The organism is Solitalea agri, from assembly GCF_023914155.1.
Classification (GTDB): domain Bacteria; phylum Bacteroidota; class Bacteroidia; order Sphingobacteriales; family Sphingobacteriaceae; genus Solitalea; species Solitalea agri.
Map to the genome: position 1 here is coordinate 1 of NZ_JAMWYS010000042.1, position 22,117 is coordinate 22,117.

13 protein-coding genes and 1 tRNA gene are annotated in these 22,117 nt (G+C 37.5%); 11 read left to right on the forward strand and 3 right to left on the reverse strand.

What is annotated here, in order from left to right:
• Positions 1-1,126 precede the first annotated feature (1,126 nt).
• On the reverse strand, positions 1,127-4,207 hold the full coding sequence (locus tag NF867_RS12735) for an AAA family ATPase (protein WP_252588383.1): 3,081 nt from the start codon (positions 4,205-4,207) through the stop codon (positions 1,127-1,129).
• The gene (locus NF867_RS12740; protein ID WP_252588384.1) at positions 4,204-5,427 is read right to left on the reverse strand and encodes a metallophosphoesterase family protein; all 1,224 of its coding nucleotides are present in this window, start codon (positions 5,425-5,427) and stop codon (positions 4,204-4,206) included. Before NF867_RS12740 ends, NF867_RS12735 begins: the two co-directional genes overlap by 4 nt.
• A 349-nt stretch (positions 5,428-5,776) precedes the next feature.
• Here NF867_RS12740 and NF867_RS12745 point away from each other — a divergent pair, with 349 nt between their 5' ends.
• The 3 genes from NF867_RS12745 (at position 5,777) to NF867_RS12755 (ending at position 8,645) form a co-directional block, all read left to right on the forward strand.
• Positions 5,777-6,256: a hypothetical protein gene (locus tag NF867_RS12745; protein ID WP_252588385.1), complete on the forward strand. Its 480-nt coding sequence runs from the start codon at positions 5,777-5,779 to the stop codon at positions 6,254-6,256.
• 130 nt (positions 6,257-6,386) lie between these two features.
• The gene (locus NF867_RS12750; protein WP_252588386.1) at positions 6,387-7,493 is read left to right on the forward strand and encodes a TlpA disulfide reductase family protein; all 1,107 of its coding nucleotides are present in this window, start codon (positions 6,387-6,389) and stop codon (positions 7,491-7,493) included.
• Between the two features lie 30 nt (positions 7,494-7,523).
• Positions 7,524-8,645 (forward strand): TlpA disulfide reductase family protein, encoded by a 1,122-nt coding sequence (locus NF867_RS12755; protein ID WP_252588387.1) that lies wholly within the window; start codon positions 7,524-7,526, stop codon positions 8,643-8,645.
• Between the two features lie 68 nt (positions 8,646-8,713).
• Here NF867_RS12755 and NF867_RS12760 read toward each other — a convergent pair whose 3' ends face one another.
• Entirely contained in the window at positions 8,714-10,081 is a 1,368-nt protein-coding gene (locus tag NF867_RS12760; protein WP_252588388.1) for an MptA/MptB family glycosyltransferase, read from the reverse strand.
• 74 nt (positions 10,082-10,155) lie between these two features.
• On the opposite strand from NF867_RS12760, the gene NF867_RS12765 reads away from it, so the two are divergent.
• From NF867_RS12765 to NF867_RS12800, 8 genes are all read left to right on the forward strand, one after another.
• Positions 10,156-10,965: an ABC transporter substrate-binding protein gene (locus NF867_RS12765; RefSeq protein ID WP_252588389.1), complete on the forward strand. Its 810-nt coding sequence runs from the start codon at positions 10,156-10,158 to the stop codon at positions 10,963-10,965.
• Between the two features lie 51 nt (positions 10,966-11,016).
• Positions 11,017-11,098, forward strand: a tRNA-Leu gene (locus tag NF867_RS12770).
• Positions 11,099-11,376: 278 nt separating this feature from the next.
• Positions 11,377-12,723 carry a trigger factor gene (tig, locus tag NF867_RS12775; RefSeq protein WP_252588390.1) on the forward strand — a complete coding sequence of 449 codons (1,347 nt, stop codon included), beginning with the start codon at positions 11,377-11,379 and terminating at the stop codon, positions 12,721-12,723.
• Between the two features lie 298 nt (positions 12,724-13,021).
• Positions 13,022-13,729: an ATP-dependent Clp endopeptidase proteolytic subunit ClpP gene (gene clpP / locus NF867_RS12780; RefSeq protein ID WP_252588391.1), complete on the forward strand. Its 708-nt coding sequence runs from the start codon at positions 13,022-13,024 to the stop codon at positions 13,727-13,729.
• 66 nt (positions 13,730-13,795) lie between these two features.
• Complete coding sequence (clpX, locus tag NF867_RS12785; RefSeq protein WP_252588392.1) at positions 13,796-15,037, forward strand: ATP-dependent Clp protease ATP-binding subunit ClpX; 1,242 nt, start codon at positions 13,796-13,798, stop codon at positions 15,035-15,037.
• A gap of 383 nt (positions 15,038-15,420) precedes the next feature.
• Positions 15,421-17,994: a T9SS type B sorting domain-containing protein gene (locus tag NF867_RS12790; protein ID WP_252588393.1), complete on the forward strand. Its 2,574-nt coding sequence runs from the start codon at positions 15,421-15,423 to the stop codon at positions 17,992-17,994.
• A gap of 18 nt (positions 17,995-18,012) precedes the next feature.
• The gene (locus tag NF867_RS12795; RefSeq protein WP_252588394.1) at positions 18,013-19,956 is read left to right on the forward strand and encodes a PorP/SprF family type IX secretion system membrane protein; all 1,944 of its coding nucleotides are present in this window, start codon (positions 18,013-18,015) and stop codon (positions 19,954-19,956) included.
• A 184-nt stretch (positions 19,957-20,140) separates the two neighbouring features.
• Positions 20,141-22,117 (forward strand): OmpA family protein, encoded by a 1,977-nt coding sequence (locus NF867_RS12800; protein ID WP_252588395.1) that lies wholly within the window; start codon positions 20,141-20,143, stop codon positions 22,115-22,117.

A 22,117-nucleotide genomic window follows, 5' to 3' on the forward strand; every position in this document is an offset into this window, starting at 1 on the left:
GGCCTGTTGCAATAGGCTTCTACTCCGCTCAGGGGGACTATCGACCACCATTGCTTACAGCAAATTCCAAATTAGCGACTGCAAATCACCGAATGCCAACTGCCTTCGATTACGACATGACTGCGCGTCGACTATAAGTCGAGTATGCGTCTACTATACGTCGAGTATACGCCGAGTATACGTCTACTATACGTCGAGTATGCATCTACTGCGCTTCGACTGCCTCTGTCTGACAACAAACTGGGAATTGCTTACTGCCTTCGACTGCGCTCAGAGTGACAAAAGCCAGAGGCACTTTGTACTTCTAACTTTTAACTTCTGACTTTGGAATGTACTATGCATTTTTTAATCTTGTACTTTTGACTTCTACTTTTCTGTCAGCCTGAGCGAAGTCGAAGGCCTGTTGCAATAGGCTTCTACTCCGCTCAGGTGGACTATCGACCACCACTGCTTACAGCAAATTCCAAATTAGCGACTGCAAATCACCGAATGCCAACTGCCTTCGATTACGACATGACTGCGCGTCGACTATACGCCGAGTATGCGTCGAGTATACGTCGAGTATACGTCAAGTATGCGTCAAGTATGCGTCGAGTATGCTTCTACTGCTCTTTTACTGCGCTCAGGCTAACAACATACTGTGAATTGCTTACTGCCTTCGACTGCGCTCAGAGTGACAAAAGCCAGAGGCACTTTGTACTTCTAACTTTTAACTTCTGACTTTGGAATGTACTATGCATTTTTTAATCTTGTACTTTTGACTTCTACTTTTCTGTCAGCCTGAGCGAAGTCGAAGGCCTGTTGTAATAGGCTTCGACTCCGCTCAGGGGGACTATCGACCACCACTGCCTACTGCAAACTGCAAAATACCGAATGCAAATCACCGAATGCCGACTGTCTTCGATTACAACCTGACTGCGCGTCGACTATACGTCGAGTATGCGTCGAGTATACGTCGAGTATACGTCGAGTATGCTTCTACTGCTCGTCGACTGCGCTCAGGCTGACAACAAACTGTGAATTGCTTACTGTGGACTACAAACTAAAGAATGTCCAATGCTGACTGCCCACTGCCTTCGACTACGCTCAGGCTGACTGACTGCCGACTGCCTACTGCCAACTGCTTTTATTCCCAGCTTGCAAAAATGCGGCTTCCTTTATCCGGATCGTTCACAATACGTACATGCGTGTCAATTTCCTGTTGCAGCTCTTCAACATGAGAAATTAAACCAACAATCCGGTTTTCTTTTCTTAACGATTTTAAAGCCTCAAATACCACTTGTAACGAATCTTTATCCAACGACCCGAAACCTTCGTCGAGGAAGAAGAAACTTTGTTCCGATTTGTTGAAATGCTGAACACTCTCTGCCAATGCAAGGGCTAAACAAAGTGAGGCTTGAAATTTTTGTCCTCCTGAAAGTGTTTTCACCAGTCGCATGCGGCCATCATTCAACATATCCCGAACATGGAAATTGTTTTGTTCATCAACCTCAAGCTGCAATTGTTGTCGCGTGAGCTTATGAAAACGGTCATTTGCCGCTTTACACAGCTGTTGCATATAAATGGAAGAAACATAGTTTACGAATCCACTACTACGAAATAACCCGGATAAAACGCTCAGGTTATCGCCTCTTTTTTGCAGCTGATTAAGTTTTTCCTGTAATTCCTCTTTGCGCTTTAAATCTTTAAAATATTGATTCAACAAAGCAGAAATTCTTACCAAATGGTCGTTTTTGTCCTGATGTTGAGTTTTTAGTAGCTGCAAATCTTGCAGTAATGTTTCATAAGCTTCAGAATTGAACGCTCTGCTTTCGGTCTGTTGCTCTAATCGTTGAATTAGACTTAACAATGAAGCCTTTTTCTCATTGTAAGCGCTAATTTGAGCTTGAGCAAGGCCAATATCCAAAGCCTTATTCAAAATGCTTTCTATCTCTTCTAAACCATTAAATGTTGATGATTCAATAGCAGTCTTCAATTCATTTTCAATGCCTAAAAGCTGTTGTTCTGATACAGCAAACTCTTGCTTAAAGGCTGCTAGCTGACCGGAATAACTCGCTTTTTGCTGCTCTAACTGCTGTAAAACTAATTTGAGACTTTCCACTTCGGCTTCAACAGTTTTTACTTTTGTTTCAAACTGATTGGCCAATGTGTTAAGCTCGGTTTCTGATTGAGTTATCTGATCTGCTTTCAGTTGTTTTAACTGGATTTTTTTCTCTGAACTTCTTGCCAATAAAGCCGCTTGCTGCTGCTGGTAGGTGTTTATTTTTTCACGAGCCTTGTTCAGGTTTGAATCAGCTTTTGACACTTCATCATCAAGCTTTTCTCTCTGAGCTTCTAAATCATTCAGTTCTTTATTTTGAACTTCGGCCGAGGACGAAAGGGCTTTAACCTTTTTTTCATCGTTTGTTGTAAAACCTTCGAAAGCAAAGTTTGATAGCCATTGGGTAAGCAAGGTTTCTGCCTCAGAAACTCTATTTTGAAGTTTGAGGATGTTCTCTTCTATTCGGCCGTATATCAACTCCCATTTAGTCAAAGCTGTTAAACTAATGGCGCAGGACTCTTTAAGTTTTTTTAACTTATCAAGACGATCAACTATTTCGGTAATGTGAGCGTTAACATCCTCAGTATTTAATATGCTAGGATGTTCGATACTTCCACATAAAGGACAAGGAGAACCAGCATGCAGTTGACGGGCAAACTCACCAAGTTTCGATTTAACTAATATATTTTGTTGCAGAGTTAATAAATCAGCTTCCTGTTTAATATATGCTTGCGTCAGTTCTTCCGCTTTTTGCTTAAGTTTTAGGTGATCGGTTGCAGATTGGAACTCATGTTTTATTGGTTCGGCAATGCAAGTGGCGATAGTTTTAAGATGTTGCTGTTGTTCCTGTAAAACCTGCTCCAATTCAGTTTTAGCAGTGGTTACATCCCTAAGTAAAATGGTTTTTTGATTAAACCATGTTACCATTTTATTTAATAATGACCAATCGGGGAGGAGCTTCCTTTTCTGCGAAATTTCTGCTTTTAGCTTGTCGGCAGTAAGCTTATGATTTTGGTAGTTTTCTGATTGTTGCTGAACAAATGATTCACCCTTTTTTATTGATTTTTCAATTTCGACAATTTGTTTTTGAAGCGAAATAAGATCAATGGCAATTTTATAATCAGCGGCTAGTTCCTTATAGACTCCGATTTTCTCAAACTCCGGCAACAGCAGATTCAATTGTTCATTCTTCTCTCTTAATTGGCCATCAAGTTTGATTTGATCATTCTCCAATAAGTTTATCCTGTTTTGCTTTTGAACAAGATCTTGTTGCTTCTCTTTTTTTCTGTCTAAAATCGATTTAAACTTTTCAACCGCATAGCGATATAATTCGAGCTTTTTTTGAAGTTCAGCGATTGAATCTTCTTGCTGCTGGTGAAGACTTAAGCTTTGTTTTGATTGCTCTAACTCATCTAATAGTTTTTTAAGGTCGATAAGTGCTTTTTGTTCAGTTTCCTTCTCTTCAATCTGTTTTTTCAGTACAACAAGCTGTTCTTTTAATGATTGAATCTCAGTATTCATCACCTCTAGGTTGGCCGAATCCAAGCTTTCAAATTGCTTCATTTCACCTTCCAAACCCGCTTTGTCATTATTATTCTGAGAGATTAAACGGTTGATTTTATCCGAAAACTCGAACTTTTCCAAACTGAAAATATCCTTAAGCATTCGGGTTCTGTCAGTGGTCGACAGTTCCAAAAACTCCTGGAATTTGCCCTGCGGAATGATGATTGTTCTTCTGAAATTATCGTAACTCAGTCCAATTAGGTCATCTCCTAAGGAAATGTCTTGTGCAATCCATTCGTTATTAATGAGTTCATAAACAATGCGTGTATATGCTTTAACATCTTCATGTTTCTTGCCACGCTTACCGCTTACCACAATGCGATAATGGGTGCCTATAGGGTCATAAAACTCAAAATCTATTAACAATGAACTGGATTTCAGGTTCATCATATTGAAATAACGATTGTCACCCTTTTCGCTCAAACGTTCAACGGAACCATAGATGGCAAAGGTAATAGCGTCTAATATGGATGATTTGCCCGAACCAACACCGCCAAAAATTCCGAACAGATGGCTTTCGGTCAGTCTTGCAAAATCAATTACCTGTTCTTCTTCATCATGATAGGAATAGAGACCTTTAATGATCAGTTTTACCGGAATCATTCGTTGCCCTCCGCTTTTAGCTCTTTGAATAAATTAAGCAGTTCATCATTAGGTTCCTGGCCTTTTCGATGTTTAAAATATTGGATGAACAAGGTTTCCATATCTTGGGAAAGATCTATTGAGGAGTTGCCTCTATCCGCATCACTGGGAGCCGATTTTATTTCGGGGATCAAAGTTACAATGCCCTCATGAGCTTGTTCCAATCGCTTTCTGTCTGTCGACTTTAAATATTCGTCACTCACAATGGTCAATTCAACCAGGTAATCAGGATTGGTACTTAACCATTCCACCGCATCATCAACCTTGTCAAAACTTTTTCTGATCAAGGGTTTGCCTTGTGTTAAAGCTATTTTTTGAATCTCTACTTCTTTAGCAGGTTCAATATTGATGATTGCAACTTGTTTTATTTGTCCCGCTTCACTAAAACTATAACTCAATGGACTGCTACTATACACCACCGGGCAAGGTTTGGTATCAATGGTTTGATAACGATGTAAATGACCCAAAGCCACATATTGAATTTGAGTCGGTATGTTTTCGGAGTAAATGGCTTGCGCTCCGCCAATGTGCAAAATAGGCTTTTCATCATCCGGTTCATCCGGAGGCGTTTCTCCCTTTTTCATAAAGAATAAATGGGCCATTAGTAGATTAACTCCATTGGCATCGCAATAGTTGTTTGCCAATTCCTGCCATTTTTGTTGAAGTAGGTTCCTAAGTTCATCCTCATTGCTTTCGGCATTGAGCATGGTTTTTAAGCGAACTTCGTTGGCATATGGAGTTATTAAAACTCTTAATGGATAACTGAATGATGGTAATTGAAGTTCTATAAATCCAGGTTCAGTCCTTACTATTTCAACACCTGAATCTAGTTTGATTTTACCCAAGTCAGTATCAGGATAACCTGCAAAGAAAATCCCGCATTCACGTGCAATGGCATCAGGAGCGTCAATACGCTCTGGTGAATCGTGATTGCCCGCAATAGCAATTACCGGCCGCTTCCCATTGTTTGTTAAACGCTTTAAGGTTTTATAAAGTAACTCTACCGCTTCGGTAGGAGGGTTGAATGTGTCAAATAAATCGCCTGCAACTAAAACAGCATCAACGTTTTGCTCATCGGCAATGCAGCATATTTCATCAAGTACCAGGCGCTGTTCCTCTAAGCGGGAAAATCGCTCTAATCGTTTACCAAGATGCCAGTCGGCGGTATGAAGAATTCTCATGCGTAAATGATTGAAATCAAGATGCGAGTTTCCAATTTAATTTTTAGCAAAACAAACTAAGCTTTCCACATTATTGGTTGGTGTTTATGTGTAATTATTTCTACGTATTTGGCGTCATTGCCTCGAATTGATATCATAGGTTTGATCAGTAACGGGTGGTTGTAATAGGTTTTTTTATTTAATATTCTTTAAATGAACTTATTTTTAATGTTGACAACAAGAGTGTTATCAATGCACTTTGCTTAATATGAATATTTTTTCACTTTTGGGTATAATTGTTACCAATTGATTAGCCATATGTGGCATATAATTGGCATTTTTGCAGCCTAAAAATTAAACATAACCAAGAATGAAGAAATTATTTTCCTTAACAATCATTGTTCTTTTATTTTCTATTGCATCGGTTAAAGCGCAAAGCTACTCTACTGCGTTAGGTGGTAGAATTGGAACCGAAAGTGGTATTACATTAAAGCATTTTTTAAAGTCTAAAGGAGCACTCGAAGGAATCTTAGCTTTTAATAATCATAGTTTTAATTTAACAGGTTTATATGAAGTGCAGGGAAATGCCTTTAGTGAACCTGGTTTAGATTGGTTTGTTGGGGGTGGTGCTCATATTGGTTCACACCGCCATTACCATAATAATCACGATGATTATGATCACACTACTGATTTTGGGTTAGATGGTATTTTAGGTTTAGAATACACTTTTAGTGGTGCTCCTATTAATATTGGTGTCGACTGGAAGCCGGAATTGAATTTTATCAGTCCTTATGAAGGATTTTACCCTGATAACTTCGCATTATCTATTCGCTTTACCTTCGGCAGATAAGATTATTGATATAAAATTTGAGTAAACCGTCCAGGCTTAACCGGGACGGTTTTTTTGTTTATATCGTCATAAACGTTTTACACGTTTAAGAAGTAGATTATTCTATTTTTAGCGTTTCAAAATTAAAAGAATGAACAAAGTAGTAGTTATAGCAGCTGCAGCATTAACGTTGGCAGCTTGCAATAAGAATGGTGGTTATACCATTAACGGAGAAATTAAAGGCCTAACCGATAATAAAAATATATACCTGATCGCGACCAATTTCGAGGCTCAAAAGTTTGATACACTTGCTAAAGCGGTAAGCAAGGATGGTAAATTTACTTTAACCGGTACACTAACGGCTCCAGATCTTTGTGCTTTAGTTGTTGAAGGTGAGCGTTCGGGATCTGAATTAATGGTAGAAAACTCGGATATCAAGGTGAAAGGAAGCGTTGATAGCTTATATAAGCTTGATGTAACCGGTTCTAAATCGCAAGAAGAATTTAAAAAGGCGGAGGCTATTCTTAAAAAGAACACCGATAAGCTTCAGCAGATACAGCAAAAAGCGATGATGATGGGTCAAAACCCTGATGAGCATCAAATGCAAGCTTTGCAATTGGAATACATGGCTGTTCAAACACAGATGCAGAATGATATCAAAGCTTATGCGAAAGACAACCCTACTTCGGTAGTTGCTCCTGTATTATTGGTAAATACTACCCAGGAATATGACCCTTCTGTGTTTAAGCCACTTTACGAAAAGTTCTCCGACGAAGTAAAAGCTACTCCTTCAGCTAAATTCATTAAATCGAAATTGGACAAGGAAGAAAAATTAGCGATCGGTAAAGCTGCTCCTGAATTAAAAGCTTTAACTCCAGAGGGTAAAGAATTATCACTAAGCCAGGTTAAGGGAAAAGTTACCTTGATCGATTTTTGGGCTTCATGGTGTGGTCCTTGTCGTGCCGAAAATCCAAAAGTGGTGAAAGTATATGAGATGTATCATTCACAGGGTTTTAATATTCTAGGTGTTTCATTGGATAAAGAAGCTGAAGCATGGAAAAAAGCTATTGCTGATGATAAACTTCAATGGAATCACATCTCTGATTTGAAATTCTGGTCTTCGGCAATGGCTAAAGAATACAATGTAGAATCCATTCCATATTCAATTTTGTTGGATAAAAACGGCGTAATTGTAGCTAAAAATTTAAGGGGCGAAGAACTGGAGAAAAAAGTAGCCGAACTAATAGCTAAAAACTAATTCGAATTTAATTTAATCGATATACCAAAAATGAAAAAGAACCTATTATTAACCGCATTTTCTGTTGCCGCATTAATCGGAAATGCTTATGCTCAATCTGGAGAATTTACCCTAACTGGTAAATTAACAGGTTTGGAAGATGGAAAAAAAGTTTTCCTTATTAAGAAGAATATTGAAAATGGTAAAGCAGATACATTAGCTTCAAGTACAGCTAAGTTAAATGCATTTTCATTGACAGGAAAAGTAACGAATGGCGATTTCTGTGTTTTTTCTGTTCAGGATATGAGAGCCTCGCTTCCAATTTTTATGGAAAGTGCCAAAATTGCCATAGAAGGAGATGTTACTAAGATCAGGGAGTCTAAAGTTACAGGCTCAAAATCACAAGATGACCTTAATGCTTATAATCAGTTAACAGCTAAGTTTAACGATCAGCAGAAAACGTTAAATGAGCAATATGTAGAAGCTCGTAAAGCAGGTGATAAAGCTAAAATGGATGAGATTGCCACTCAATTTGATGCAATTGATGCCGAAAAGAATAAAACTACGGAGGCATTTGCTGCGAGCCATACAAAATCATTTGTAACTCCTTTTTTGTTGGTGCAAAATGTAGGTGATGAAAATGCTGCTCAATATTCAAAGATCTATGATCAGTTTGCTCCTCAGGTGAAAGAGTCAGCACCTGCTAAATCGTTGAAAAAACGTATCGATATTTTAAGTAAAACAGCAGTTGGTCAGCAAGGAACTATGTTTACAGCCAAAACTCCTGAAGGCACTGATTTGTCGTTGAAAGAATTATTAGGTAAAGGTAAATACACCATGCTTGATTTTTGGGCATCGTGGTGTGGCCCTTGTCGTGCCGAAAATCCGAATGTGGTGAAATTGTACGAGAAATATCATGCAAAGGGCTTTAATATTTTAGGCGTTTCTCTTGATCGTGATGAGAAGAAATGGAAAGATGCTATTGCTGCTGATAATTTAACCTGGAACCATGTATCTGATTTGAAATACTGGCAATCAGAATATGCTGCTATGTATGGTGTGCAGGCTATTCCTGCTACATTTTTATTGGATGCTAACGGTAAAATTATTGCCAAAAACTTAAGAGGTGAAGAATTGGCTAAGAAACTTGAAGAGCTTTTAGGCTCTATGTAAGCAATTATTAAAGATAAACCTTATCGAAGTTGAACCCGCTGGGCATTATGCCTTAGCGGGTTTCTTTTTTAACAATCACTATCTGCTAATTCTGTAATAGCCTCACTTGATGATAATGCAGGTTGGTCAATCAAATTACGCTTACTTATTATTTCGAATACTGCATATCCTATTACCAATCCATATTCAAGTAAAGTCACCCAGTTTGGAACAAGTGCTGGGGTGGTTTGATAAGCAAGATAGCTTAAAGGAGCTATTAAAGTCCAAATTAGCGGGAACCGATAATTAGTGAATAAACATAGCGCTAATAAGCTGATGGTGTACCATGGAAATACAGCAGGAGATAATAGCAGGAAAATGAATAAAGTCCACATCATTCTGACCAGTAACTTTTCCTTTCCTTTAGAGGTGAAAGCCGTTAGGTAGAATAAAGTAGCTAGAAATATTCCGAACGCTATTTTTTGTGCATTCAGCATTGAATGTGTGCCTGTAATGGTAAAGCCTAGGTGCTTAATTAGATGATAGAAGCTGGCGTTAAACTCAAACTGATTATAGTAAAATTGCACGCTTTCCAGAATATGGCCTACTTGTTCAATTTTGTAAACAAATGGCAGTGAAAAAATAACCCCGACAACGATACCTAAAAAAGCAATGTCGAACGTTTTGCGAAAGCCAAACGGCTTTAGTAATAATGGAATAAAAATGGCGGGAAGAAATTTGATACAAAAAGCCATACCCATAAATACACTTGCCAGTAAGGTTCGGTTTATAATAAGTAGATAGATCACCAGTAGGGTGAAAAATATCATGCCCGCTTCTAAATGCAGGTTACCACAAAGTTCAATTATGCATAAAGGATTTAGGGCATAAATAAACACACGATTTTTAGGAAGATTAAAGTGTTTTAATAAAAGACTGATCATCCAAACGATTCCCAATTCAAATAAGAACACAAAGCTCTTCATTACTAATACGGCTTTGTATAAATCAGTTGGAAATATTTTACAGGCAATTCCGAAAATCGACTGGCAAAATGGTGGATATATTGAATAGAGTTCTTTAGAAGAGAGCTTTTCATATAGGGAGGCATCGATGCCTTCGATCTGTATACCGGCTAAAACATAACTTTCGGGTCGGTGGGCAAATGGATCGAAGCCTAAGCGAAGTAATTGCCCATCCCAAACAAAACGATAAAACTCTTGCGTTAAACTCGGTAGTGCGAACAATACAACCAACCGTAATATAATACTACTCCAAAAATTCAAACGAAAAAATTGATCATCGTTGTAAAACTTCAGAATAGCTATATATGCGGCAAAAGCACACATAAACAGTGCAATAAGCTGTGTGCTGTTTGTGCGTTGTGTAAAATAAGCTAAAAATATAAGTGTAATTAAGAGCGCCAGGTTAAGGGCGAAAGGTATAACTTTCTTCATCGATGCAAAATTAAAAGATACTTTGTTTTCTTGGTTGCCCATATCGAAATTTGTACAATTCAGATTAAAATATAATGAGAAAACAGTTTACCGATCAGATGGGCCAAACAATAGAAATTAACTTTCCTCCCAAACGAATTATTTCATTGGTTCCATCGCAATCAGAGTTACTGTTTGATCTGGGTTTAAATAAGGAAGTGGTTGGAATTACTAAGTTTTGTATTCATCCGAATGAGCGATTTAAATCCACTGCAAAAATAGGAGGGACTAAGAGAGTTGATATAGAAAAGATCAGATTGTTAAAACCTGATCTGATTATTGGTAACAAAGAGGAAAATCAGAAAGAACAAATAGAGACATTGATGCAAGAGTTTCCTATTTGGATAAGTGATATAGTAACACTGGATGATGCTTATTCGATGATTAGGAGTATAGGTTCATTGGTTGATAAGGAAACTGAAGCAAACGGGTTAGCTCAACGTATCCATGATTCTTTTATTGAATTGTTCCAGTCTGATGAGTTCAATAAAATTAAATCCCTATCTCCCAGAGTTGCTTACTTCATTTGGAAAGATCCTTACATGGTAGTTGCTAATAATACCTTCATTGATCATGTGCTTTCAGTATTGGGTTTCAAAAATATTTTTTCAGCAAAAGATAGGTACACAGAAATTACCAAGGAAGAGTTGAGAATAATGGATCCAGAGTATGTGTTCTTGTCGTCAGAGCCGTATCCGTTTAAGGATAAGCATGTTATGGAAATGTCAGCAGAGATGCCTCAAACACGTTTTTTGATTGTTGATGGTGAAATGTTCAGCTGGTATGGGAGTCGATTATTACACGCTCCAAAATATTTTAAAAAAATCTTCACTACACTGTTGTAAATTAAAATAAGATTTCTACTTTTGCAGTCCCGAAACACAATAACGGGAAGCGCGGAAGTGGCGTAATTGGTAGCCGCACCAGACTTAGGATCTGGCGCCGCGAGGCGTGGGGGTTCGAGTCCCTTCTTCCGCACAGAAAAATAAAAGAGCAGTTCAGATTAATTTCGGACTGCTCTTTTTGTTTAAAGGTTTTTCTATATGTGCTATTTTTAAAATAGTTATGAAAAAATAAAGAAAAAACCTAGCTTTGCGCCTCCAAAAAGCGGACGGATGCGAGAGAAGGTAAAGAAGTTTTTTCCCTTCTTCCGCACAGAATAGCATCCTCCGCATATGTGGAGGATTTTTAATTTAAAAACTAACGAGTATTGCAGAATACTCATCCGGTAGATCAAAAAATAATTCTTTTTTAAGATGAATATCACCCAAGAAAAAATCAACGACTTAAGCTCAGTAGTAACCATCAACATTAAACCTGAAGACTATAAAGCTAAAGTAGAAAAAGCGATTAAAGAGCAAGGTAAAAAAGTACGTATGCCAGGTTTCCGCCCGGGTATGGTACCTGCAGCTCATATTAAGAAGCTTTACGGTAAAAGCATTTTGGTTGATGAGATCAACAACTTGCTTTCTGATTCGTTGAACAATTACATTGCTGATAATAAATTAGAGGTTTTGGGTCAGCCATTACCTAAAGTTGACAAGGATAAAAACTACAACTGGGATTTTGAAGATTCATTTGAATTTAGCTATGAATTGGGTTTAGCACCTGACTTTAAAGCAGATTTTTCTTCAAAAGATAAGTTCAAGAAATATAAAATCACTGCTGACGCAGAAACCATTAAAAGTCGTACCGAAAGCTTACAACGTGCTTACGGAAAAATGACTAACCCTGAGACTTCAGAAGAAGGCGATAGCTTGTACGGTGATTTCGCTCAATTAGCTGAAGATGGTTCAGTGCTTGAAGGCGGTATTGCACATACTACTTCTCTTCGTATTGAATTAGTGGAAGATGCGAAGATTAAAAAATCATTGGTTGGTTTGAAAAAAGACGATGTTGTTTCTTTCGATATTCAGAAAGCTTATAAAAACAATGCGCACCAAATTCATAATCTTTTAAACATCAGTGAAGAAGAAGCTGAAGCATTAAAAGGAAACTTCCAGTTTACAGTTAAAAACGTTAACCGTTTAGAAGCTGCTGAATTGAACGAAGAGTTCTTTACAAAAGTGTTCCCTGATGGAAGCGTAACAACTGCAGAAGCATTCAATGCTTATGTAATTGAAGAGATTGAGAAACAAATGGAAATGAATGCTGATCGTAAATTCTCAAACGATATTTACGAATACGCATTAGCTAACATTAATTTCGATCTCCCTTCTGATTTCTTAAAACGTTGGTTAAAAGCAACAAATGAGAATTTATCTGACGAGGAATTAGAAAAAGATTACGATTCATTTGAGAAAAACCTTAAATGGACATTAATTGAGAACAAAGTTGTTCAAACGAACAATCTTGAGATCAAGCCTGAAGAGGTAGTTGCGTTAGCTAAGGAGCGTATTTCTGCTCAATTTGCTATGTATAGCCCAACTCCAATTGATGATGTTCAATTGAATCAATATGCTAGCAACTTTTTGCAAGATCGTGAGCGCGCAACTCAAATGTTCAATGAAGTGCGTAGTAACAAGGTATTTGAATTCTTAAAAAGTACCGTTTCAACAGAAGAGAAAGCAATCGACTATAAATCATTCCTTGAGTTAAAATAATCAAGGATAAAAGGTCATATTGTCATTAATAATGGAAATCTGTCATGTAAATGGCAGATTTCTTTTTTATAGTCAAATTGTTGATTAAAAGAAGATTATAAGTGATTTAATAGCTCCTGAATACTTTTAATATGGGCTTATCCAGTTGCAGGGTTTTTTATGTATGATATTTGATTATATTCGTTTTAAAAGCAAATACACATATAGCAGGGGATAAATGGTTATGCTTCAAATTGTTCAATAGTTGAAGACGGGTTATCAACTGAAATACAAATCACTAAAATTTAATTTTAAGTACATGAAAGACAGAATCGACAGAAACGAATTTCGTAAATATGCGGTAAAGCATCACCGTATCAATAGTTTAGCAGTTGATGGTTTTATCTCTCGTGTAGAGAACCGCAAATTGCCAACTAATATCACTCCATACATTATTGAAGAACGTCCAATGAACGTAGCTTCAATGGATGTTTTTTCGCGTTTAATGATGGATCGTATCATCTTTTTAGGCGATCCGATTTATGATGTAACCGCAAACATTGTTCAGGCCCAGCTGTTGTTTTTGCAATCAGTAGATTCAAAACGCGATATTCAATTGTATTTGAATAGCCCTGGAGGTTCTGTTTACGCAGGCTTAGGAATTTATGATACAATGCAATTTGTTGAGCCTGATGTTGCTACAATTTGTACCGGTATGGCCGCTTCAATGGGAGCAGTATTGCTTTGTGCGGGGGCAGCAGGTAAGCGTGCAGGCTTAGCTCACTCTCGTGTAATGATTCATCAACCAATGGGTGGAGCTGAAGGTCAAGCTTCAGATATCGAAATTACCGCTCGTGAAATTGGTAAATTGAAAAAAGAACTGTATGAAATCATTGCCCGTCATAGCAATCAACCATATGAAAAAGTGTGGGAATGCTCTGACCGTGATTACTGGATGATTGCTGATGAAGCAAAAGCGTTTGGAATGATCGATGAGGTTTTAACTTCAAACAGAGAAACTAAGTAATTTTAAGTACGATTTCAGAAGCACAAAGTGCTCTGTAGTTGTGCTTCTGAAATCTATTATCAGATAATGAGTAAGAATCAAAAAGACGTTAGGTGTTCGTTTTGCGGATCTTCGAAGCAAGATGTTGCTTTGATGATAGCAGGGATTGACGGGCATATTTGTGATCGTTGCCTTGAGCAGGGATATCAGATACTAAATGAAGAAGCGGTTCAAAACAAAGCTAAGAAGGCTCAGTTAGAATTGAATCTTGTTAAACCCATTGAAATCAAAAAACATCTTGATCAATACGTTATCGGACAAGACGATGCAAAGCGTGTACTTGCGGTGGCGGTTTATAATCACTACAAAAGACTGAATCAGAAGGTTGATAAGGATGAAGTAGAGATTGAGAAATCGAACATCTTGATGGTGGGCGAAACAGGTACAGGAAAAACGCTTTTGGCGAAAACCATTGCAAAAACTTTGCATGTACCATTTTGTATTTGTGATGCAACCGTATTAACTGAAGCCGGATACGTTGGCGAAGACGTAGAGAGCATTTTAACCCGTTTGTTACAAGCTGCTGATTATGATGTGGCTGCTGCCGAACGTGGTATTGTTTATATTGATGAAGTTGACAAAATTGCCCGTAAAAGTGACAATCCTTCAATTACACGTGATGTGTCAGGAGAAGGTGTTCAACAGGCATTGCTTAAAATATTAGAAGGTACAGTTGTAAACGTTCCTCCTCAAGGTGGTCGTAAACACCCTGATCAAAAGATGATTGCGGTTAATACCAGCAATATCCTTTTCATTTGCGGAGGGGCTTTTGATGGAATTGACAAGAAAATTGGTAATCGTTTGCAAACACAGGCTATAGGTTACGGATCCAGAAAGAATACTGATAAGGTGGATAAAAATAATATGCTTCAGTATATAACTCCGAAAGACCTTAAAAGCTTTGGGTTAATTCCGGAGTTAATTGGCCGTGTCCCTGTTCTTACTTATTTGAATCCTTTAGATCGTGATACCTTGCTTTCTATATTGGTTGAACCAAAGAATTCGTTGATCAAACAATATGTTAAGTTGTTCTCTTACGAAGGAATTAAGCTGTCGTTTGATGACGAAGTTTTAGAATACATTGTTGATAAAGCAATGGAATTTAAATTAGGAGCCCGTGGTTTGCGTTCAATTTGTGAAGCAATCATGATCGATCATATGTTTGAACTGCCTTCGGTTAATGATGTGAAAGAACTTGTAATAAGCATAGATTATGCTAAAGATAAGTTTGAAAAATCAGCGAGTATGAAAAAACTTAAGGCTGCCTGACCTTAAAAATATACACAATTTAAAAGAGGAAATTACTTGTAATTTCCTCTTTTTTTGTATTTGATGTTTTATAAGTAATTGATTAACAGTTTTTAAGTTAAATTATTTAATCCTTGGTTAAGTTTTTGATAAGTGTTGATAACTTTTTGTTATTATTTTGAAAAATGATTTTATGCAATGGAAAATACTTTCAGTTTATTTAAATGATATTTAATATATTTGTTTATTAATATAGTTGCTTCTGAAATTTTAGTATCTTCAAGCTAACTGTTATTGATACCACATCTAATTCTTATTGCTCTCTCAATAATTTCTAAAATGACAAAAAAGTCATTTTAGAAAAAATAATCCATTGCAAATGCATATTTAATAACTTTTTGCTTATGGAACTCGTATACAAGTCGAACGCCAAACCCAACCATATGAAATTCAAACGCAGTTTCACAATTCGGTTAACCGCATTAGTGAGTTTATTGTTGACTTATAGTTTAAGTCAGCAGGCAACTGCATTTCCGACCTTTCTTTTAAAGAATAAAACTGATATTCACCATCAACTTTATTTTTCCTTTTTGGAGAAATCAACATTTGCAGCTGCAACTATAACTAATAACTTTATTATTCAGCCTACTAATCCAGGGAACTGTCCTGCAACATTTTTCGACCCTTCTATTATTGTTGGATCAGATGCTGGACCTTCTGGGACAACTTATAAATGGCAGAAAAGTACGGACTTGGGTGTTACCTGGTCGGATATAGGTGTTACCACGCGTGATTATAACCCGCCCACTTTAGTAAAAACAACATGGTATCACCGTATTGCAATCAACGGCCCTGATCAAGATGAAAGTAATATAATTCGTTTTGTAATTGCACCGGTTGGGGTAGGAAATAACAGTATCTCAAAAGATCAGGATATTGTTTCTGGCGCTGTTCCACAACTTTTGGTTGGTACAACTCCAAATGGTGGAGATGGAATTAGTTATGAATACTTATGGGAACAAACTACGGATGGCGTTAATTGGCAGGTAGTCTCTGGAACATTTAACGCAAAAGATTATCAACCTCAAGCGCTAACTGTTAATACTTATTTTCGACGTACAGTGAAAATGGGTTTATGTACTGAACTAAAAAGTAATACGGTTAAAATTTCTATTGTTGAAGTTCAAATTTCAAATAATACCATTATTCAACCACTGGATAATGAAAAATGTGGGATACCAAGTTTTGACCCGCAGCCTATTACCGGGGCTGCCGCAACGGTAACGGTTGGGGCCACACTTAGCTACCAGTGGGAGCGAAGCCTGGATGGAGGTGTGACATACAATGATATTGCAGGAGCAAATTCTCAAAACTATGACCCACCTGCACTTACACAAACTGTTCGATTCAGACGTAAAGTGATTTCGGGAGTAAAATCAGATGTTAGTAATACTGTTTATATCATTGTAAATCCTGATGGTATTACCAATAACGTTATCAATCCTATATCCGATGTAAAATCAGGAGTAACTCCAGATCTGATTACTGGAAGTGATCCTTTACCGGCAGGAAGAGTATTTGATTTTAACTGGGAGCAAAGTGATGATGATGCAAATTGGAGCCCTGCTATAGGAACCAATAAAGGTAAGAACTATCAGCCTCAGCCATTAACAAAAACTACCTATTTCCGTAGAAAAATTGGCTCAGGAGTATGTCCATCAACGGTAAGTGCATCGATTAAGGTGACTGTTTTACCTTCTTTGCCGATTTCGAATAATAAAATTACAGCTCCGCCGTCGACAGTATTTTGTGGTTTGGCTTCTGTTGATCCAAGTGTTATCACCGGAACTACAGCTAATAATGTGGTTTCATATCAATGGCAGCAAAGTTTTAACAATAGTACCTGGACAAATATTACTGATGCTGTTTCTGTAAATTATGATCCCTCAAATCTTACTAAGAAAACTTATTTCCGAAGAATTGCCTTGGCTGGATCGCTAAAAGATACCAGTAATGTGGTGCCTTTTATAATTACGCCAATTGCTTTGGATGATAATGAAATAATCAGTGCACCTCAAAGCGTTCCTTCTGGAGGCACCCCTGCCGTTATTGCCGGTTCACAACCATCAGGTGGAGATGGCACTTATAAGTATCTATGGGAAAAAAGTGAAGGTGGTCAAAATAATTGGGTTGCAGCAACAGGGGTAAATAATCAGATAAATTATCAGCCGTCACCGCAAACAAGTCCTGTTTATTACCGACGAACTGTCACTTCTGGTGCTTGTTCTGTTACCAGTGAAAAATATCTTGTAGCCATTATAACTTCTTCCGATTTAGCTATCAATAAAGAAGGTGGAATTAGTGATGATGTTGAGGGTGCTGTACAATTTATCATTACAATTACTAATAAGGGGCCTCAGGATGCCAGTAATGTAATGGTGAGAGATACATTGAGTGATGATCTTGTGTATATATCTGCAAAATCTGATGATGGTTTAATTGATTATGATCCTGTTAAGAAAATAATAACCTGGGAAATCGATGAGCTTGCTGATCAGCAAGAAATGAAATTAAGGATCAATGCCACGCCATTGAAAATGACTAATATTAAAAACACGGCGTACGTAACTGCTGCGGTTGTTGATAATGACTTATCGAACAACTTTAAGAAAGCTGTTATTAAAGAAGTTGCTTTTGGGATCGATCAGGCATCAGTGCCTAATATGATCACTCCAAATGGTGATGGCAAAAATGATGTGTTCAAGATTCCTAATATAGCAAGTTTCCCTACGAATGAATTAACAGTGATGGATAGGTGGGGAAATCGGGTATATACAATTAGAGGTTACCAAAACGATTGGAGTGCGGAAGGACTGCCGGAAGGTACTTATTTCTATGTGCTAAAGATTACAGTGGGTAATAAGCTGAAAGTTTATAAGGGTTATTTAACCTTAATGAGAAGCAGAATTAGTGGTTAATGTTAAGGAGAGGGTATTATGATTAAAAAATTACAACTGCTGATTTCATTGTGTTTATTGTTTGTTTTACCTGTAAAGGCTCAGCAAGATGCACAATTTAGCCAGTATATGTTCAACGGATTATACATTAATCCTGCATATGCCGGTTATAAGCAAAACCTAAATATTAATACATTCTATCGTACTCAATGGACTGGCTTTCAAGGTGCTCCACGTACCATGACTTTATCATTGGACGCTCCAATGTATGATAATATGATGGGTTTGGGATTTCAAGTGGCAAGTGATAAGATTGGAAGTACAGATGAACTTTCTGCTTACGGTATTTATTCTTACAGATTGCAACTTGATGATGAAGAATCTCGTTTGGCATTTGGTTTAGGAGTTGGATTTTATCGTTTTGCTTTCAATGGATCTAACAGCGTTGTAGACGACCCAAGTGATGATTTGTTTTCAGGCAATAATTCAAGTACTATCCGTCCGGAATTAAAATTTGGTTTATTTTTTAACTCCGCTCGGTTTTATGCTGGCCTTTCTGCCAATAACTTATTATCACCATATATAAAATACGAACCTGATGCAAGTACGCTTGCTCCGAAAAAATCAACGCAGGTTTACTTAACAGCAGGGGCAGCTGTGCCATTGAGCGATAATGTGGTGATGAAACCTTCTTTTTTGCTAAAACAAGACATCAAGGGATATTCAACTCTTGATATAAATACATTTTTCTTATTGTATGATAAAGTTTGGGTAGGTGGTGCTTTTAGAAATAGTTTCAAGTTTATTAACAAACTCCCTAATCAACCGGTTTACAATACGAATGCTGCCATATTAATGACAGAATTGTTTCTTGGTGAAAAGTTCAGATTGGGATATGCCTATGATATGTCACTAAGTGCGGTTAAGGATCTGAATGCAAGTTCTCATGAGCTTTCGTTGAGTTATAGTTTGGATGTACAGGAGTTATTCCCTCCAAGGTCTCCAAGTGCAGGCAATGTTAGAGGTGTAACAGAACGAGCTGATAAAGCGGAACGTGAAGCGAAGCAAAAAGAAAAACCAAAAGAGCCTGTAAAAGAACAACCTAAAGTTCCTGCTCCGGAAAAACCTAAACCAGAGCCTAAGAAAGAGGAGCCAAAACCTGTTGATAATAGTTTACGTGAGAAAGCTGAAAACGAAGCTAAAGCTAAGGCTGCAGCGGAAGAGAAGAAAAAACGTGAGGATGAAGCTAAACAAGCGGAGGCATTAAAAGCTGCTGAAGTACAAAAAGCTAAAGACGAAGCGAAAGCAAAAGCTCAAGCTGATGCTGAAGCGAAGAAAAAACTGGAGGCAGAGGCTAAAGAAGCTCAAAGACTCAAAGAAATGGAAGCTGTTAAAGCTAGCGATGAGGCGAAAGCGAAGATTAAGGCTGATGCTGAGGCTCAGAAGAAACGTGATGCTGAAGCTAAAGAAGCGGAAAGAATGAAAGAAATGGATGCCATTAAAGCTAGTGAGGATGCAAAAGCAAAACTTAAAGCTGAGGCAGACGAAGCGAAGCAACGTGAACTGGAAGCTAAAAAGGCTGCAGATCAAAAAGCAGCTGATGCTGAACGTGAAAAAGAAGAAGCTAAAACCAGAGCTAGGAACGAGGCCGAAGAAGCGAAGAAACGTGAGAAAGAAGCCCAAGATAAAGCTAAAGAGGAAGAGCGTGCAATTGCCGATCAGAAAAAACGCGAAGCTGAAGAGAAACGTGAAGCCGAACGTAAGGCTGCTGATGCTGAGAAAGAGCGCAAATTAGCTGAGAAACGCGAGCGTGAGCAGGAGAAAGAAAAAGAACGTTTGGAGAAAGAGAAAGAAGAACAGATGAAAGCGAATGAAACTCCATTCGAACGTGAGGAACGACGCAAAGCAGAAAAGGAAGAAGAAAAACGTATTAAGAAATTAAAACGTATGAAAGGTGCAATGGCTTCACCTCGATACTTCTAAAAACATTGAAAGTATTATTTGTTAACATGTTATTAACAAAAAAGTGTTGATTACTTTGATTAATATATTGATAACCAATAATTTTAAATTACTTTCAGTTAGATTATATAATTTTTATCTACATAATTTATTTGTAAAAAAGAATTATATACATATTTTGGCAACCAAATAAACTTAGGGTCATATGAAACGTCTTTTAGGAATGTTAACATTAGTGGGTTTAATCTGCAGTGCAGAGTTAACCTACGCTCAGGTGGATAAGGCTGATCAAGAGTTTGAACAATTAAGCTATTCTACAGCTTTGGAGCTTTACAAAAAAGCTTTTGAACAAACCAAAACAGTTCCAATCCTCCAAAAAATTGTTGAGTGTAATAAGCGAATGAATCGCTATAAAGAATGGGAAGCCTGGGCTGCCAAACTTATAGCTGCGGATAATAAAAATCCGGACAATTATCTTACCTATGGTGAGGCTTTAATGAGAAATGGTAAGTATACGGATGCTAAACAGGCGTTTTACTTATTTGGCCGTTACTCGAGTGGTAAATTATTTGAATCACAGTTTTTACAAGCTTCTTGTGACAGCGCGTTGAATCAAATGAACAATCCTCAAACCCAGGCTACAGTTAAATCATTAGATATTTTAAGTACTCCTTATTCTGATTGGGGTTTGGTGAAATATCGTAATGGTTTCGTATTCAGTTCTGATCGTCCTTGGGAGCAAAAAACAATTGATAAGAATTCTAAAAAATTGTACGGCTGGACTGGACGTCCATTCTTAAAAATTTTCTACGTAGAGAGCGATCCTGAAAAGAATTCATGGGGTACCCCAACCTTATTCTCTGACTTCTTTAATGGTGAGTACCATACTGCTGGTGCAGCGTTCAATGAGCGTCAAAATACGGTGTTCTTTACTCGTACACGTTTTGTAAACACTCCAGAAACCGGTACTAAACCTGTTCTTCGTTTAGAGATCTTCATGTCTGAGGCATGGAAAGATGCTCGTCCGTTTAAACATAACTCAATTCTGAAATATTCAGTTGGAGATCCGGCTGTAACTACTGATGGTAACCGTTTATACTTTGTTTCTGATATGCAAGGTGGTTACGGAGGTACTGATATTTATTATTGTGATATGGGTGCTGATGGCGAGTGGGGTCCGTTTAAAAATGCAGGTCCTGGTATCAATACTAAAGGTGACGAGCGTTTCCCAACCTTGATGAACGATAACGTTATGTTCTTCTCATCAAATGGTCGTATTGGTATGGGTGGTTTAGATATTTACCGTGCAACTCGTGAGAAAGAAGAGTGGAAAAACGTTATTCGTTTGGATTATCCGATCAACTCACCACAAGATGATTTCAGCTTAATTGTAACTAAAATCTCAGGTGTACCTGAAAATGCGGATAAAATCAAATTAGAAGGTTTCTTCTCTTCTGATCGTTTTGATTCAAAAGGTGCTGATGATATTTATCAGTTCTCTTGTGTTATGCCTCAGTTCCAAAAAGAGTACTACTACAAAGGTCGTACTATTAACAACGAAACTGGTTTGCCAATTTCAAATGTTACTATTACTGTAACTGATCAGGCTACTAAAATTGCTAATACGTATAAATCAAACGAAAAAGGTGATTACGAAGTTCCGTTAAAACCTAATCGTCAGTACGAGATCGTGATGAAGAAAAATAACTATTTTGCTTCAAAACAGATCTTCAATACCGGTGATAAACTTCGTCCTGACATGTTACAATCAGATTTGAAATTTGATCCAATTGTATTAGACCGTTCAATTCGTTTAAATAACATTTATTACGATTTCAATAAAGCATCAGTAACTCCAGAGTCTCAAACTGATTTGGATAACCTGGTAGCTGTAATGAAAGAAAACCCTGAAATCATTATTGAGTTGGGTTCACATACTGATTCAAGAGGAGATGCTGCGGCTAATCTGGCATTGTCACAAAAACGTGCTCAAACTGTAGTTGATTTTGTAGTATCAAAAGGAGTTGCTGCTGCTCGTATTGTAGCTAAGGGTTATGGTAAAACTAAACCACTGGTAATGTGTGACGGTAATAGTGATTGTTCAGAGGCTGAACATGCTTTAAATCGTCGTACAGAGTTTAAAGTAACTCGTTTGCGTACAGATTTATCAGCTAGTAAATAG

What these genes read in the sequence shown, in the direction of transcription:
- NF867_RS12800 (WP_252588395.1), top strand. Translation starts at nt 20,141, where the DNA reads ATGAAACGTCTTTTAGGAATGTTAACATTAGTGGGTTTAATCTGCAGT.
- NF867_RS12790 (WP_252588393.1), top strand. Translation starts at nt 15,421, where the DNA reads ATGGAACTCGTATACAAGTCGAACGCCAAACCCAACCATATGAAATTC.
- NF867_RS12750 (WP_252588386.1), top strand. Translation starts at nt 6,387, where the DNA reads ATGAACAAAGTAGTAGTTATAGCAGCTGCAGCATTAACGTTGGCAGCT.
- NF867_RS12765 (WP_252588389.1), top strand. Translation starts at nt 10,156, where the DNA reads ATGAGAAAACAGTTTACCGATCAGATGGGCCAAACAATAGAAATTAAC.
- NF867_RS12735 (WP_252588383.1), bottom strand. Translation starts at nt 4,207, where the DNA reads ATGATTCCGGTAAAACTGATCATTAAAGGTCTCTATTCCTATCATGAT.
- clpP (WP_252588391.1), top strand. Translation starts at nt 13,022, where the DNA reads ATGAAAGACAGAATCGACAGAAACGAATTTCGTAAATATGCGGTAAAG.
- NF867_RS12745 (WP_252588385.1), top strand. Translation starts at nt 5,777, where the DNA reads ATGAAGAAATTATTTTCCTTAACAATCATTGTTCTTTTATTTTCTATT.
- NF867_RS12755 (WP_252588387.1), top strand. Translation starts at nt 7,524, where the DNA reads ATGAAAAAGAACCTATTATTAACCGCATTTTCTGTTGCCGCATTAATC.
- NF867_RS12760 (WP_252588388.1), bottom strand. Translation starts at nt 10,081, where the DNA reads ATGAAGAAAGTTATACCTTTCGCCCTTAACCTGGCGCTCTTAATTACA.
- NF867_RS12795 (WP_252588394.1), top strand. Translation starts at nt 18,013, where the DNA reads ATGATTAAAAAATTACAACTGCTGATTTCATTGTGTTTATTGTTTGTT.
- clpX (WP_252588392.1), top strand. Translation starts at nt 13,796, where the DNA reads ATGAGTAAGAATCAAAAAGACGTTAGGTGTTCGTTTTGCGGATCTTCG.
- tig (WP_252588390.1), top strand. Translation starts at nt 11,377, where the DNA reads ATGAATATCACCCAAGAAAAAATCAACGACTTAAGCTCAGTAGTAACC.
- NF867_RS12740 (WP_252588384.1), bottom strand. Translation starts at nt 5,427, where the DNA reads ATGAGAATTCTTCATACCGCCGACTGGCATCTTGGTAAACGATTAGAG.